This is a genomic window from Pseudomonas mandelii (assembly GCF_024138395.1).
GTDB classification, from domain to species: Bacteria; Pseudomonadota; Gammaproteobacteria; order Pseudomonadales; family Pseudomonadaceae; genus Aquipseudomonas; species Aquipseudomonas mandelii_E.
Genome location: NZ_JAMYDU010000003.1, coordinates 437,853 through 452,231, shown reverse-complemented (window position 1 = coordinate 452,231; position 14,379 = coordinate 437,853). Strand labels below are relative to the sequence as shown.

Below are 14,379 nucleotides of genomic sequence, written 5' to 3'. Positions count from 1 at the left end.
GTCGGGCGTTTTGCTGTCTGGGGTTTGGAGACGGGGGAGAGGGAAGAGGCCCTGAAACCTTATGCCAATCAGTTAAGCCGTAATGCGATCCGTAGCAGCTGCCGAGCTCGCGAGGCTGCGTTCGGCTGCGAAGCAGTCGCAAAATCAGAAATTTCGGTGCGTCAGGCAGAACACCATTGCTGGACTCACGACTGCTACGCAGCCGAACGCAGCCTCGCGAGCTCGGCAGCTGCTACAAAAGTGCAGCGCGGCGGAATGCTTGACTGACTGGCATCAAAGAAGCCCCACGCGTCACGAATCTGAAGAATTATTGTGTTCTGAATAGTCGACTAGGCTTGCATGCAAAACTGCGTCGATAAAGCCTGGCTGGGTCTTTCGATCCGGCTTTCCGCTACGAATGGGCAAGGGGACATTGCGACCCGGCTGGCCATGTAAGGATGCTGACGAATGCCGTGTATTGCTGGTCCCTTCATTCATCGTGGTTTACGCCCCTTGTTTCGCGTTGCGCTTTGCGGCCAATTACTGTGGCCGGCGCTGGCGTTCGCCGATACGCCTTACGACCAAATGGTTCGCGATGCACGGGCCGGCAACTACACGCCTGCGCTGACTGTATTGCGCCAAGTGCCGGTAAACCAGGCCACAACCGGCCAAATCAGCGATCACTTGCAGATCGCCAGCTGGGCCGGTCTGGACGCTGAAGTGGTCCAGGTCTATGAAACCCAAGGGCATAATCGGGCGCTGCCGGTTCAGGCCCTGACCGCCACCGCGCGTGCCTATCGCAACCTCAAACGCTGGGACTCGGCGACCCAGGTGTACAACAAGGCTCTGGCTCTTGAACCGCAAAATGCCGACCTGCAGCTGGGGCTGGCGATGACCCAGGCCGATGCTGGTAAACCTGACGAGGCGGTTGCCCGCGCCAGGGCGCTGGTGGCGGCGAAACCGGATGATCCTTCCCGCCGTTTGGCCCTGGCCTACGCCTTGACCCGTGCCGGAGCCACCTACGACGCGTTGTTTGAATACGATCAGGCCTTCATCCGCGCCGGCAGCAAGCCCGACGTCGCTCGGGAGTACGTGATTGCCCTGCAACGCGCCCGCCTGCCTGAACCGGCCTTGCGCCTGGCGCGTCAGCGGCCGGGATTGCTGGATCCGGTCACGCTGCGACGCCTTGAAGGTGACTTGGCCGCAGAACGCGTGCGCCTGGCCGAGCTGGCCACTCGCAGCGAAAAAGAACGTTATGTGATCGCCGATCGGGCGCTGGCCGATTACGACCAGTTACTGGCGACCTGGACGCCGGATCCTCAGGCCCACGATGACGTCATCCGCTGGCGAATCGACCGCATGGGCGCCCTCAAGGCCCGCGCGCGCACTGCTGATGTGATCGCCGAATACCAGAAGTTGCGCGCCGAAGGCGTGAAAATTCCGACCTACGCCCTGCGTTGGGTGGCGTCGTCCTATCTGGACCAGCGTCAGCCAGAAATCGCCACCGATTTGTATCGTCAGGTGCTGGTGGCGCCGGATGCCGATGTCGGCGACCGCCTGGAAGACAGCACTGCGCTCTATTACGCCTTGCTCGAAAGCGATAAGGCCGATGAAGCGCGTCAGGTCGCTGAAGACCTGGCCAAGACCCAGAAGCCACGGGTCGAGCTCAAAGGCTTGCCGGTGGGCAATCCCAACGATGAATGGATGGACGCGCAGCAACTCGCCGCCCAGGCCGGCACCTACGGCGCTGATCTGCCGTCGGGCGAGCAGCGTTTGCAGACGCTGGTGGATCAGGCCCCGGGCAACCTCGGCCTGCGTCTGGCCCAGGCCGATCTGTACCTGGCCCGGGACTGGCCACGGCGCGCCGAAAATCAGCTCAAGGAAACCGAGAGCACGGCGCCACGGGACATCGGCCTGGAAGTTGCGCAAGGCCACACCGCCATGGATCTGCAGGAATGGCGGCAGCTGGATGCGCTGACCGACGATGTGGTCGCGCGTTTCCCCGACAACCGTCAGGTCCAGCGTTTGCAGCGTCAGCGTGCGGTCCATGACATGGCCGAGCTGCGAGTGGAGGCCTACGGCGGCAAGAGTTATGGCGGGGGCAACGGCGACGCCGGGGCGGTCAATGGCAGTCGCGATTTCGGCATCGAAACCACGCTGTACAGCCCGCCCATCGATGAAGACTGGCGCGTGTTCGCCGGTGCCGGTTACGCCACCGGCGACTTCCAGGAAGGCACCGGTCACCATCGCTTTCAGCGCGTCGGGCTTGAACGTCGGACCCGCGACATGACCCTGGAAGCGGAAGTCTCCAACCATTCCTATAGCTTCGGTGACAAGCAGGGCGCGCGTCTGGCGATGGCCCGAGACATCGACGATCACTGGCAGTACGGCGGCAGCCTCGAATACTTGTCGGCACAAACGCCGTTGCGGGCCTTGAACAGCGACATCACCGCCAACGGCGGCAGCGGTTTCATCCGTTGGCGCGCCAATGAGAGCCGTGAGTGGAGGCTGGCGGTCAGCCCCTCGCACTTCAGTGATGGCAACAATCGTGTCGAAGCCTTGCTCACCGGTCGCGAGGGTGTTTACCGCGCGCCGGGGTTGCAGGTCGACCTCGGCCTGGAAGTCGGAACCAGCCATAACTCCAAGTCCGACGACGTGCCGTACTTCAATCCCAAATCCGACTTCAGCGTGCTGCCGACGGTGAACGTCAATCACCTGCTTTATCGCCGCTACGAAACCTCCTGGAGCCAGCAGTTCCAGGCCGGTGCGGGCACCTATAGCCAGCGCGATCACGGCACCGGCGGCGTCGGCCTGCTGGGTTACGGCCAGCGTTACAGCTGGAACGACGTATTCGAGGTGGGCGGCCTGCTGAGCGTGATCAACCGGCCTTATGACGGCGACCGCGAAACCGATCTGCGCTTGCTCGTCGACCTTACTTACCGCTTCTAGAAGAGTTTGAAGATGCCTTTTATTTCGCGTTTCATCCTTCTGCTGGGAGCGCTGTTGATCAGCGCCTGCGCCCAGCAAGCCCCGGCCTTCGCACCGCCGTCCGAACGCCCGGTGCCGGCCAATGAAAAGCCGTGGCCGAAAAACCACGTACTCGGGATTGCTTATCACGATGTCGAAGACCATGACCCCGATCAGGCGGTGGTGGCTGTACGCACCGAGCGTCTGCTCGAGCAATTGGCGTGGCTGCGGGAGAACAACTACAAACCGGTCACCGTCGACCAGATCATGGCGGCTCGCAACGGCGGCCCCGAACTGCCGCCACGGGCGATCATGCTGAGTTTCGACGACGGTTATGCGAGCTTCTACACCCGCGTGTTGCCAGTGCTGCGCGCCTATAACTGGCATGCCTTGCTGGCGCCGGTCGGGGTATGGATCGATACGCCGCTGAACCAGCCGGTGGATTTCGCCGGCACACCGCGCAAGCGTTCGGACTTCCTGACCTGGGAACAGATCCGCGAGGTTTCCCGATCCGGCCTGGTGGAAATCGCCGCCCACACCGACGCCAGCCACAAAGGCGTGTTGGCCAACCCGCAAGGCAACCTGCAACCGGCGGCCGCCACTCGGCGTTATGACGCTGCTACCGGCCGCTATGAAACCGAAGCCCAATTCCAGGCCCGGATGCGCGCCGACGTGGCGGCCATTTCGGAGAAGATCCGCAAGGTCACCGGTTACAAACCGCGGGTCTGGGTCTGGCCGTATGGCGCGGCGGATGGCACTTCGCTGCAAGTGATCAACGATCAGGGTTATCAGATGGCCCTGACCCTGGACGACGGCCTCGATGCCCTCGACAACCTGATGAGCAGCCCGCGCTTTTTGGTGGCTTCAGATCCGAATGGCGAACGCTTCGCCAACAGCATGGTGTCGGTGCAGTCCAAAGCGCCGATGCGCGTGGTGCACGTGGACCTGGACAACGTCTACGACCCAGACCCGGCCCAACAGGAAATCAACCTCGGCAAACTGGTCCAGCGCATGGCCGACATGGGTGCCAACACAGTGTTCCTGCAAGCCTTCGCCGACCCAGCGGGCGATGGCCTGGTGCACTCGCTGTACTTCCCCAACCGTCACTTACCGGTGCGCGCCGACCTCTTCGACCGCGTGGCCTGGCAGTTGCGCACTCGGGCTAACGTCAAGGTCTTCGCGTGGATGCCGGTACTGAGTTTTGCCCTGGACTCGAAGCTGCCACGCGTCACTCGCTGGGACCCGAAAACCGCTACTACGTCGATCGATCCGGACCAGTACAAGCGCTTGTCGCCATTCCATCCGAACGTGCGGCGCATCATCGGTGAAATCTACGAAGACGTGGCGCGCCTGACCTCGGTCGACGGCATCCTCTATCACGATGACGCGGTGCTGTCGGACTTCGAAGACGCCGGGCCTGAAGCTCTGAAGGTCTATGCCGCCAACGGTCTGCCCGGTTCGATTGCCACCCTGCGCGGCGATCCAGCCATGCTGCAACGCTGGACGCGGTTCAAGAGCCGCTACCTGATCGATTTCACTCACGAACTGACCGCCAAGGTCCGCGCCATTCGTGGCCCGCAAGTGAAAACGGCGCGCAATATTTTCGCCGAACCCATGCTCAACCCCGAGAGCGAAGCGTGGTTCGCGCAGAACCTCGACGACTTCCTGGGTGCCTACGACTGGACGGCGCCAATGGCCATGCCACTCATGGAAAAACAGAGCCGCCAGCAATCCGGCCCTTGGCTTGAAGCGCTGGTGGCGACGGTTAAATCGCGCCCCGGCGCCCTCGACCGCACGGTGTTCGAATTGCAGGCCCGTGACTGGACGAAAAGCACCGACGCCGACATCGACGGCGAGCAGTTGGCTGACTGGATGGGCCGCCTCAAGCGTCAGGGCGTCACCAGTTTCGGCTACTACCCGGACAACTTCCTCGAGAACCAGCCGGACCTGAAAACCGTGCGGCCCGCGCTCTCCAACAAGTGGAATCCATAACATGCTGGACAGACTTCTAGCCCTGCTGGTTCTGGCGATTGTCCTCGGGGTCCCCCTCGGGCTGATCTTTCTGCTCACCGGGCAATTCCTGATGGACTTCGTGTTCTTTTATCCGCTGTTCATGTCGGGACTGTGGATCGCCGGTGGCCTGTATTTCTGGCTGCACTGGGAGCGGCACTGGCCGTGGCAGGACGACACTTTGCCGCCAGCGCTGGCCGGCGAACCACTGATCTCGATTTTGATCCCTTGCTACAACGAAGGCGACAACGCGGCCGATACCATCCACGCGGCGCTGGCCCAGCATTACCCGAACATCGAAGTGATCGCGATCAACGACGGCTCCAAGGACAACACTGCCGCGGTGCTCGATGCACTGGCGGCGCAGGATCCGCGTCTGCGAGTGCTGCATCTGGCGGAAAATCAGGGCAAGGCTGTGGCCCTGCGCATGGGCGCCATCGCGGCGCGCAGCGAGTATCTGGTGTGCATCGACGGTGATGCCCTGCTGGCGCCGAACACCGCGGCGTATCTGGTGGCGCCAATGCTCGACAATGCGCGACTGGGCGCTGTGACCGGTAACCCGCGAATCCGCACCCGTTCGACCCTGGTCGGCCGCGTGCAGGTCGGCGAGTTCTCGTCGATCATCGGCCTGATCAAGCGCACCCAACGGGTGTTCGGGCGGATCTTTACCGTCTCCGGGGTGATCGTCGCCTTCCGCCGCACGGCGCTGAACCGGGTCGGCTACTGGAGCCCGGACATGATCACTGAAGACATCGACATCAGTTGGAAGCTGCAACTGGATCATTGGAGCATTTTCTACGAGCCTCGCGCGTTGTGCTGGATTCTTATGCCGGAAACCCTCGGCGGCCTGTGGAAGCAGCGTCTGCGCTGGGCCCAGGGCGGCGCCGAGGTGCTGTTCAAGAACATCCGTGGCATCTGGCAATACCGCCATCGTTACCTCTGGCCGCTGCTGTTCGAATACTGCCTGTCCACCGGCTGGGCGTTCACGTTCCTGTTGTCGGTGATTTTCTGGGGCGTCGGCAAGTTCGTCGAAATGCCGCCAGCCATTGCTGTCGATCACCTCATGCCACCGGCGTTTACCGGGCTGCTGTTGGCGGCGGTCTGCCTGGTGCAATTCGCGGTCAGCATCCTGATCGACCGCCGTTATGAAAAGGGCCTCGGCAAGACCATGTTCTGGGTGGTCTGGTACCCGCTGGTGTTCTGGTTCATCAGCCTGCTCACCACCCTGGTCAGTTTCCCCAAAGTGCTGTTCGGCCAGCATCAGAAGCGCGCGCGCTGGGTCAGCCCGGACCGGGGCATCAAGCCGCTGAATGACGATGAAGAGGAGGTCATCAAATGAAAATCATCAGAACCCGGCAGCGACCCTTTCTGGTCGTGATCGATGTTTTTCTCACCGTGCTCGCCTGGGTCGGGCTGCTGTATTTGCTGGCGCGGGGGTTGTGGCCATTGATCGATACCCATGACGGCCCGCGCATCGATGCGTCGTTTTTCGATGCGCTCGGCACGTTGCAGATTTACCTGTGGGTGGCGCTGTTGAACGCGGTGATCCTGATCACATGGGCGCGTTATCAACAGCGCAAAAGCAAGAGCTTCGCCCAGCGCCGTTTGCCGGCGCCGGTGGTGGATGATCAGGGGCTCAGTAAAAGCTTCAAGCTGACCGGCGACCGGCTGGCGAAACTGCGCACGCCGGGCTCGATGACCATTCATAACGATCAGGATGGCGATGTCAGTCATGTCGTTACGCACTTCTTCCCGGTCGACCCGGCCCAGCTGCCACCGCCTTTGGCGCCACTGGAGCATCCGCTGGTGATCCGCCTGCAGGCCGAAGATGACGATAACCGAGAGCCGGTTAGTCACGTCTGAGTCTGGTACGTTCCTGTTGTTTGGGTCGGTCAGGCAACGTCCCGAATCATCCGCCATGCCTCATCCACCGACAGCGGCTGTTTCATTCGTTCGGCGAGCATTGCCATGGCCCGCTCCTGATCGCAGGCAACGGCCGCCGCCACCACGCCGTTCTTGCCGAACAGGCCGATAAACGGTGGATGATCAGGGTCGCCCTTGAACTCGACCTCGTCCCAGGCCTCGGCGTGTCCGAGGTAGTCGTAGTTTTTGCCGAAGTGCCAGGTCCAGAAATACGGTACGTCGAGATAGCGCTCATCGTCGCCGAGCATATTCGCCGCCGCAATTCGTGCCTGTTGCTGAGCCAGGCGCCAGTGTTCGATCCGTTGGGGCTGGCCGTTGAGCGGGAAGGTTGCGATGTCGCCGACGGCCCAGAGCCCATCGGTCACGCGCATTCCACCATCGACCTTCAATGACTGATCTTTTTCCTTTGGCAGATCGGCAAACGGGGCCGTTGCCGGGGTGACGCCAATGCCGACCAACACCAGGTCCGCCGGCAAGCGCTGACCGTTGTCCAGTAGCACCGCTTCGACTTTGCCTGTGCCTTCGATCTGCGCGGCTTCGCCATCCGTATGAAACACCACGCCGTTGGCCTCGTGCAGGGCACGAATTGACTTGCCAACGGCATCGCCGAATTGCGCCTCGAAAGGGATGGCATGGCGGGCCAGGACAGTGACGTCCAGGCCGTATTCACGCAGGGATGAAGCGGACTCCAGAGCAATGAAACTGTCGCCAACGATCACTGCCCGCTGACCGGGTTTCGCGGCTGAAAGAATCTGCTGCGCCTGTGCTTTCGAACGCAGCACGAACACCTGCGGCAGATCGGCGCCCGGCAGTGAAAGATGATTCGGGGCACCGCCGGTGGCGATCACTGCGCCGTCATAGCTCAATGATTGGCCATCGGCCAGACGCAGGGTCCGGCGCGATGAGTCCAGCCCCGTCACTTCGCCGTTTATTCGTTCGATGCGCTGTTCACGATAAAAACTTTCATCGCGCAGTGGGGGTACTTCGTCCGGTGGCATCTCCCCGGCAATCACGAATTTGCTCAGTACCGTTCGGTCATAACCAGCCTCAGGTTCACGGTCGATCAGCAACACCCGGCCACCGAAACCTTTCTCCCTCAGTGCCGCCGCACAGGCTGTACCTGCGGCACCGGCACCGATGATCACAAAGGTCCGCTTATCGTCCGCCGGTGGGGTGCTCGCGGTGGGCATCGGCTGGTCATCGACCCAGACCTCATCGTCGCGGATTTCAAGTGGGTAGCGCCGCAGACTGTCCAGGGACGGTGGCTCGCATAACGCGCCGTCTTCAAGCCGATAGGCTGCCTTGTGCCACGGACAGATCAGTCGCCCATGACACAACGCACCTTTGGCCAAGGGAGCGCCGGCGTGGGGACATTTGCCCTGATAGGCGCGCAATTGATCGCCGACCCGCAGCAAGACGATTTTCATCTTGTCGATCCGGACCTCAAGGCCACGGTCTTGGGGCACATCGGCGAAACGGGCGACGCGATGCAGTGCCATGATCGATCTCCAGGGGATGTATCACTTAGGAGTTTGGCGCCTATGCCGAGGTTCAGCCAATTCCCCTGCCACCGCACGAACGGTCCGGCTATAGTTTGCCAGCCGACCACGGCCCCACCCGCACAAGGTGCTCCGGTATGACCCGATTGACCTCTTTGAACCCTTGGCTGGCGGCCGTTGCAGTCGCCCTTTGCGTGCAGTTTCCGGCACAGGCCCAGGAGCGTTTCACCCTCAGCATTCCCGGTGTTTCGGACAATCGCCTGTTCACCTCGGCGGCGGCCAGCGATGCCAGCGGTTGTGGCGGCAAGAACCAGTCCCCGGCCCTGAGCTGGAACGCCGGCCCTGCGGGCACGCTCAGCTATGCCATCGTCATGCACGACCCGGATGGCCAGAAAGGCTTGGGTGTCGACCACTGGATTCATTACGGCATCAAAGCCACCACGCGGCAGATCGCGGCCGGCGTCGGCGCCAAATCCGCCCTCGAAGGCGTAGGCGGCAGCAACAGCAAAGGCACCACCGGTTACATCGGCCCTTGCCCGCCCATTGGCGACAGCTCCCATCACTACCTCATTCAGCTTTACGCCCTGGACCTGGCGCCAGACGCCTTGCCTGCCGGCCTGACCCGCGCGCAGCTGATGGAACAGATCAAAGGCCATGTGCTGAAAAACAGCAGCGTGGTGCGGCGTTATCACCGCTGAAGATTTTTTCGGGGAGTTAACCCGAACCTGCCGAGGTGTCCGTCTCAGAGGATGAATGAGTCAATTTCCTCCTGAGGTCAGCCCCCATGTCCCTCCCTCTGTATTACCTCCGCCCGGCCGCCCAGGGTTTCGCCGCCGGGTTGCTGCTGGCCGTTGCCGGTTGCGGCGCTTCATCCACGCCAGATTCTGCGACGCACGCCTCTGAGACAGACAGCCCGGCTGCGGTTGCGCCACCGGCTCAAGGTGCGCTGAAAACTGAAGCGTTGGTGCGTGAGGCGGTCATGGCAGACACCGCGCAGGCCAAGCGCAGCGCGCGACCAGCACCGGTAGTCGCTTTCGCGCCCATGCCGGCCGGTGAAGCTTATCCACAGGGCTATCGGGACGAGCAGCGAGAGCAATATCAGGCGCTGGCCGATAACCCGATCCACAGCGTGGCCGAGGCGCCGGTCTCGACCTTCAGTGCCGATGTCGACACCGGCGCTTACGCCAACGTCCGACGCTTGCTCAATCAGGGGCGTTTGCCTCCCGAAGGGGCGGTGCGGCTGGAAGAAATGGTCAATTACTTCCCCTACGATTACGCCTTGCCTACTGATGGCTCGCCGTTCGGCGTGACCACCGAACTGGCGCCGTCGCCCTGGAGCCCGCATACCCGCTTGCTGCGCATCGGCATCAAGGCATCTGATCGCGCGGTGGCGGAGCTGGCCCCGGCGAACCTGGTGTTTCTGGTGGACGTGTCCGGCTCCATGGACCGGCGCGAAGGCTTGCCCATGGTCAAAAGCACCCTGAAATTGCTGGTCGATCAACTGCGCGAGCAGGACCGGGTTTCGCTGGTGGTGTATGCCGGAGAATCACGCGTGGTGCTGGAGCCGACTTCCGGACGGGAAAAAGCGAAAATTCGTACCGCCATCGACCAATTGACCGCAGGCGGTTCGACCGCCGGCGCGTCGGGTATCGAACTGGCCTATCAAATGGCGCAACAGGCGTTTATCCCCAAAGGCATCAACCGCATCCTGCTGGCTACCGACGGTGACTTCAACGTTGGCATCAGCGACTTCGACAGCCTCAAGCAAATGGCTGTGGATAAACGCAAAACCGGCGTGTCCCTGACCACGCTGGGTTTCGGTGTGGATAACTACAATGAACACCTGATGGAACAACTGGCCGATGCTGGCGATGGCAACTACGCCTACATCGACAATCTGCGCGAGGCGCGCAAGGTGCTGGTGGATCAGCTCGGCTCGACCCTCGCGGTGGTGGCGAAAAACGTTAAGCTGCAGGTGGAATTCAACCCGGCGCAGGTCAGCGAATATCGACTGTTGGGCTATGAGAATCGCGCCTTGAAACGTGAGGATTTCAGCAACGATAAAGTCGACGCCGGAGAAATCGGCGCAGGGCATACGGTGACGGCGTTGTATGAAATTGTGCCCAAGGGTGAGAAGGGCTGGCTGGAACCGTTGCGCTATGGCAATCCTGGGGCCGAGGTTTCTGCAAAAAACGGGGAATTGGCGATGCTGCGGGTGCGTTATCAGTCGTCGGAAGGTGGGAATAGTCGCTTGATCGAGCGGCCAATCTTGAGTGGAGAGCTGAATGGTGAGGCCGGCAAGCTTTCGACCGCCAGCGATGACCTGAGATTTGCCGCCGCCGTCGCTGCCTTTTCCCAGCAGCTCAAGGACGGGCGCTATACCGGTGAATTCAGCCTGAAAGACACCGAAGCCCTGGCCCGTGGCGCACGGGGCGATGATCAATTCGGCCTGCGCAGTGAATTCGTGCAATTGGTGGAGTTGGCGCAGAGCCTGCGAACCCCGACCGCCTCCAATCAACAGCCCAACGACAACCGGATAGAGTGAAAGAGGCCAGCGCTGACATGTCCGATTCTGCAATAAGCTCAGCCGCCAGCAGCGACGAATCGCTGCTGGCGCGCTACCGCTCCGGCGACGGGCCGGCGTTCGAAGTTTTGTACGCCCGTCATCGCCAGGGCCTTTATCGATTCCTCCTCGGCCTCAGCGGCAAACCCGAACTGGCCGAAGAGGTGTATCAGGAAACCTGGCTGAGCCTGATCCGCAGCACCAGTCAGCCACAAGGCCGGGCGAACTTTCGTACCTGGCTCTACCAGATCGCCCGCAACCGACTGATCGATCACTGGCGCAAACACGGAAACCACAACCCCTTGCACGACAGCTACGACGAACAAACCCACGCCCTGATCGATGACGCGGCCGACCCCGAACAACTGCTGAGCCTGAGCCGCGACGGTCAACGCCTCGAAGCCGCCCTGCAAACACTGCCCGCCGACCAGCGCGAAGTGTTCCTGCTGCGCGCCCACGGCGACCTCGACCTGCCGCAGATCGCCACCCTCACCGAAACCCCGCTGGAAACCGTTAAAAGTCGCTTGCGCTACGCCCAGCAAAAACTGCGTCGGCTGCTGGCCGAGGAGGTACTGACATGACTGACGCCAAACAGACGCCACCATCGCATGACGATGATGTGCTCAAGCATTTCCGCGACCACGCAACCGGTGAACCACCGGCGCATCTCGATGCCTTCATCCTCGCCACTGCGCATCGTGAAGCCCCCGCACCGAAGCCGAACCTGTGGCACCGCTGGCTCCGCGCCTGCCAACAACCCCGCTGGCAAGTGGCATTCGCCAGCCTCGTTGGTGTGGCCCTGATGTTGGCATTGGTGCAACGCACGCCGGAACAACTGCCGAGTTACGACTTCGCGCCTGCGCCCAAAGCGTCCGCCCCGGCCGCCAAGCCGGAAGCTGCTGCTCGCTCCCAGGCTGCACCGACCGGCGCTTTATCCGCCCCCGCACCTGCTGCGCCCATGGCGGAGTCTGCTGCACCGTTGCAGCGCGAGTCGATCAATAACGAAATGGCCGACGAAGCAAAACTCAGCAAACGCGCCGCCGCGCCGGTTAAGTCATTGGATGATCAATTACGTGAAGTGATACGCCTGCAAGAGACCGGTCAAACCCAAGCCGCCGAAGCGCTGCTGGCAGACTTGCACAAACGCTTTCCCAAGGAAAATCTCACCGCTCGACTCAAGGATTTGCAGAAAAAATGAGATGAACAGCGGTCGACAAATTTGGCATCGACACCCGAAAGCGCGCACTATCAGCCCATAGCCGATGCGTTGGAGGATGCCGTGGCACAAAAAATCGACCGCATCGCCCAAATGCTCAACTGCCCGGTGAAGGGTGAGGAATTACGGCGAGCAGTGACTGAGAGTCGTAAGGAGTTTCTTCTGGCGAAGCAGGCAGAAGAAGCGATTGAGGAAGACGTTCTTGATGATGAAGTGGTCGAGGACGAAGAAGACGATGATGACTACGACGAGTTTGATTGGACGACAGAATGAAAAAAACCTATCAGCAGCAATTTGATCGGTTACGGGTCGCAGAAATACGTGAATCTATTGCCGTCAGCCGTAATGACCCACGTCCGGCAATTCCTGCCGAAACAGTGTTTGCCGAGCTTGATGCGCTCATTAATGAGGTTGAAGCAGAGCGTAGCCGCCCTTGAAAACACTCACTCAAAAATTGCAGGCCCCGAAAAATCGGGGCCTGCTTTTTTTTGGGTGCGTTGCCGCTATTCTGCGGCTTGTTGCGTCGTCGACTGCGGTGGTCGCGTCAAAACTTTCACCACATCATCAATCACTGCTTTGCCCATCGCCGTAAAATAGTGCGCGGCCCACGCATGGCGGTCAGTGTCTTTCGAGTAAGCAGCATCCTCAGCAAACGACTTGGCCAGGAACAACAGGTCGGACGCCTGCGCCAACGCTTCGCTGATGGGCACACCACCATTCACTCGAAACAGCGGTTCAACAGAGCAGTAGTGGAAGGGTGTGAAGCCGATGGTTTTTAGTTCAGATTGGTCAGACATTGTCACCTCCATTGGCGGAGGTGCGGTGGAAGCATGATTCAAGATAGCGTTGAGGGGTGAACCGAATTTCGTACGGATTTGTATTGCGCATGGTCTAGCTCCTTGACGAGGAACTGCCACTTTTTCGTTACCAAGCGAATGGGTGGCAGCTGTGCGCAGGTTGGTAAACCGGGAGTCAAGGAATCCGGCACGCCCGAAGACGTCCCACGCACAGCCGCCATAACTCAAAATTGCGGGCATAAAAAAACGCCTGCAAATCTAATGGGGGCGCTGTTGCGCTTAACTCTCGGGTTACCAAGCCCGGTCGCTGAATTGGCAGCGACGGCAGAAGGGTATCGTGCAGGCTGATCTGCTGCAACCTCGGATATTGGGTGAATGGCAACGGCGATTGTCAGAGCACTAGTCGCCGTTGACTACCCAAGAAACGCCCAAGAACTACCAAGAAATGTACGAAGGCCGGCACGCGTCTGACACTGACGCGTGCCGCAGTTGTAAACTTTTAGTTTACAACTGCCCCTTCAGCCCGCTCACCATCGGCTTATACAGGTGTGGTCGCCACCTTTCACCGACCACACCCGGACAAAGAAGCAAAGCCCTACCAGGTTCGTGATGCTCGGGCTTTCCTTGAACAAGCAGGAGTCACCCCATGAGCGTAATGAATTACAAAGGCTATGCCGCCCGAATTGAATACAGCGAGGAAGATGGCCTGTTTGTCGGCCATATCGCTGGTATCAGAGATGTCGTTGGGTTCCATGGCGAGTCAGTGCAGGAGCTTCGAGATGCATTTGAAGAGGCCGTCACCGATTATCTGGAGACTTGCGCCAAGCTCGGGCGTACGCCGCAGAAGCCCTATTCTGGCCACCTCAGTCTGCGTTTAGCGCCAGCACTCCATGCAACTGTCGCCGTAAAAGCGCAGCTAGCCCACAAGAGTATCAATCAGTGGGTAGCTGACGTTCTTGATCGTGAGGTGCATGCCTGACCACTGCCGTTGCACCTTCCTGATAAGAAGCCGGAAGGTGTAAACCTTATTCAGGGCGAGACAGCACCCACAAAAAAGCCCCAGACCCTAAGATCTGAGGCTTTCTCGTTTCTACATTATGGTGCACCAGGCGGGATTCGAACCCACGACCCCTGCCTTCGGAGGGCAGTACTCTATCCAGCTGAGCTACTGGTGCAATGCGGGCGCCATGATACTCATATGCGTTGCGGGCGTCCATGCTGCTGAATCGTCTGCCTTTTTCAAAAGCGTAACCTGCGTTTGCTACGCTGATCTGAAAAAATAGGCAAATGCGGCGTTTTCGTTCTTTTTTTCGAACAGCCTATTGTCCTTTACCCCCTTTGATCCTAGGATTCGTTTGAGATTTCAAACGCTCTTGTCTGGGTGCTGAACCGCACGAGTTCGATTTGTGCGCTATTTATGTGCTT

Annotated in this window: 13 protein-coding genes, 1 tRNA gene and 1 pseudogene; 12 read left to right on the top strand and 3 right to left on the bottom strand. The window is 60.4% G+C overall.

Annotated elements, in window-relative coordinates; all coding sequences use genetic code 11:
* The first annotated feature begins 447 nt into the window (after nucleotides 1-447).
* From pgaA to pgaD, 4 genes are read left to right on the top strand one after another with little or no spacing between them, the layout of a single operon-like run.
* The gene (pgaA, locus tag NHU87_RS08345) at nucleotides 448-2,928 is read left to right on the top strand and encodes a poly-beta-1,6 N-acetyl-D-glucosamine export porin PgaA (RefSeq protein ID WP_253547325.1); all 2,481 of its coding nucleotides are present in this window, start codon (nucleotides 448-450) and stop codon (nucleotides 2,926-2,928) included.
* 12 nt (nucleotides 2,929-2,940) lie between these two features.
* On the top strand, nucleotides 2,941-4,938 hold the full coding sequence (gene pgaB / locus NHU87_RS08340; RefSeq protein WP_253547322.1) for a poly-beta-1,6-N-acetyl-D-glucosamine N-deacetylase PgaB: 1,998 nt from the start codon (nucleotides 2,941-2,943) through the stop codon (nucleotides 4,936-4,938).
* A gap of 1 nt (nucleotide 4,939) precedes the next feature.
* Nucleotides 4,940-6,295 (top strand): poly-beta-1,6-N-acetyl-D-glucosamine synthase, encoded by a 1,356-nt coding sequence (gene pgaC / locus NHU87_RS08335; protein ID WP_253547320.1) that lies wholly within the window; start codon nucleotides 4,940-4,942, stop codon nucleotides 6,293-6,295.
* Nucleotides 6,292-6,819, top strand: coding sequence for a poly-beta-1,6-N-acetyl-D-glucosamine biosynthesis protein PgaD (gene pgaD / locus NHU87_RS08330; RefSeq protein WP_253547318.1), 528 nt, complete (start codon nucleotides 6,292-6,294; stop codon nucleotides 6,817-6,819). The genes pgaC and pgaD overlap by 4 nt, the downstream gene beginning before the upstream one ends.
* A gap of 29 nt (nucleotides 6,820-6,848) precedes the next feature.
* Here the strand turns inward: pgaD and NHU87_RS08325 are convergent, their stop codons facing one another.
* Nucleotides 6,849-8,378 carry an apoptosis inducing factor family protein gene (locus NHU87_RS08325; protein WP_253547316.1) on the bottom strand — a complete coding sequence of 510 codons (1,530 nt, stop codon included), beginning with the start codon at nucleotides 8,376-8,378 and terminating at the stop codon, nucleotides 6,849-6,851.
* A gap of 137 nt (nucleotides 8,379-8,515) precedes the next feature.
* Here NHU87_RS08325 and NHU87_RS08320 point away from each other — a divergent pair, with 137 nt between their 5' ends.
* From NHU87_RS08320 to NHU87_RS08295, 6 genes are all read left to right on the top strand, one after another.
* Nucleotides 8,516-9,076: a YbhB/YbcL family Raf kinase inhibitor-like protein gene (locus NHU87_RS08320; RefSeq protein WP_253547314.1), complete on the top strand. Its 561-nt coding sequence runs from the start codon at nucleotides 8,516-8,518 to the stop codon at nucleotides 9,074-9,076.
* 86 nt (nucleotides 9,077-9,162) lie between these two features.
* Nucleotides 9,163-10,923, top strand: coding sequence for a vWA domain-containing protein (locus tag NHU87_RS08315; RefSeq protein WP_253547312.1), 1,761 nt, complete (start codon nucleotides 9,163-9,165; stop codon nucleotides 10,921-10,923).
* A 17-nt stretch (nucleotides 10,924-10,940) separates the two neighbouring features.
* Entirely contained in the window at nucleotides 10,941-11,522 is a 582-nt protein-coding gene (locus NHU87_RS08310) for an RNA polymerase sigma factor (RefSeq protein WP_253547310.1), read from the top strand.
* The gene (locus NHU87_RS08305) at nucleotides 11,519-12,139 is read left to right on the top strand and encodes a hypothetical protein (RefSeq protein ID WP_253547308.1); all 621 of its coding nucleotides are present in this window, start codon (nucleotides 11,519-11,521) and stop codon (nucleotides 12,137-12,139) included. The genes NHU87_RS08310 and NHU87_RS08305 overlap by 4 nt, the downstream gene beginning before the upstream one ends.
* 21 nt (nucleotides 12,140-12,160) lie before the next feature.
* Nucleotides 12,161-12,430, top strand: a complete 270-nt coding sequence (locus NHU87_RS08300; RefSeq protein ID WP_253547306.1) for a hypothetical protein — start codon at nucleotides 12,161-12,163, stop codon at nucleotides 12,428-12,430.
* A complete protein-coding gene (locus NHU87_RS08295; protein ID WP_253547304.1) occupies nucleotides 12,427-12,594 on the top strand; it encodes a hypothetical protein in 168 nt (55 codons plus the stop codon). Before NHU87_RS08300 ends, NHU87_RS08295 begins: the two co-directional genes overlap by 4 nt.
* Nucleotides 12,595-12,660: 66 nt before the next feature.
* Here the strand turns inward: NHU87_RS08295 and NHU87_RS08290 are convergent, their stop codons facing one another.
* Nucleotides 12,661-12,954, bottom strand: a complete 294-nt coding sequence (locus NHU87_RS08290) for a DUF3077 domain-containing protein (RefSeq protein ID WP_253547302.1) — start codon at nucleotides 12,952-12,954, stop codon at nucleotides 12,661-12,663.
* A 545-nt stretch (nucleotides 12,955-13,499) separates the two neighbouring features.
* On the opposite strand from NHU87_RS08290, the pseudogene NHU87_RS08285 reads away from it, so the two are divergent.
* Nucleotides 13,500-13,604, top strand: a pseudogene (locus NHU87_RS08285) (type II toxin-antitoxin system HicA family toxin); the annotation flags it as partial.
* Nucleotides 13,601-13,933: a type II toxin-antitoxin system HicB family antitoxin gene (locus tag NHU87_RS08280; RefSeq protein ID WP_253547300.1), complete on the top strand. Its 333-nt coding sequence runs from the start codon at nucleotides 13,601-13,603 to the stop codon at nucleotides 13,931-13,933. The pseudogene NHU87_RS08285 and the gene NHU87_RS08280, both read left to right, overlap by 4 nt.
* A gap of 119 nt (nucleotides 13,934-14,052) precedes the next feature.
* Here NHU87_RS08280 and NHU87_RS08275 read toward each other — a convergent pair.
* A tRNA-Arg gene (locus NHU87_RS08275) sits at nucleotides 14,053-14,129 on the bottom strand.
* Between the last annotated feature and the right edge of the window lie 250 nt (nucleotides 14,130-14,379).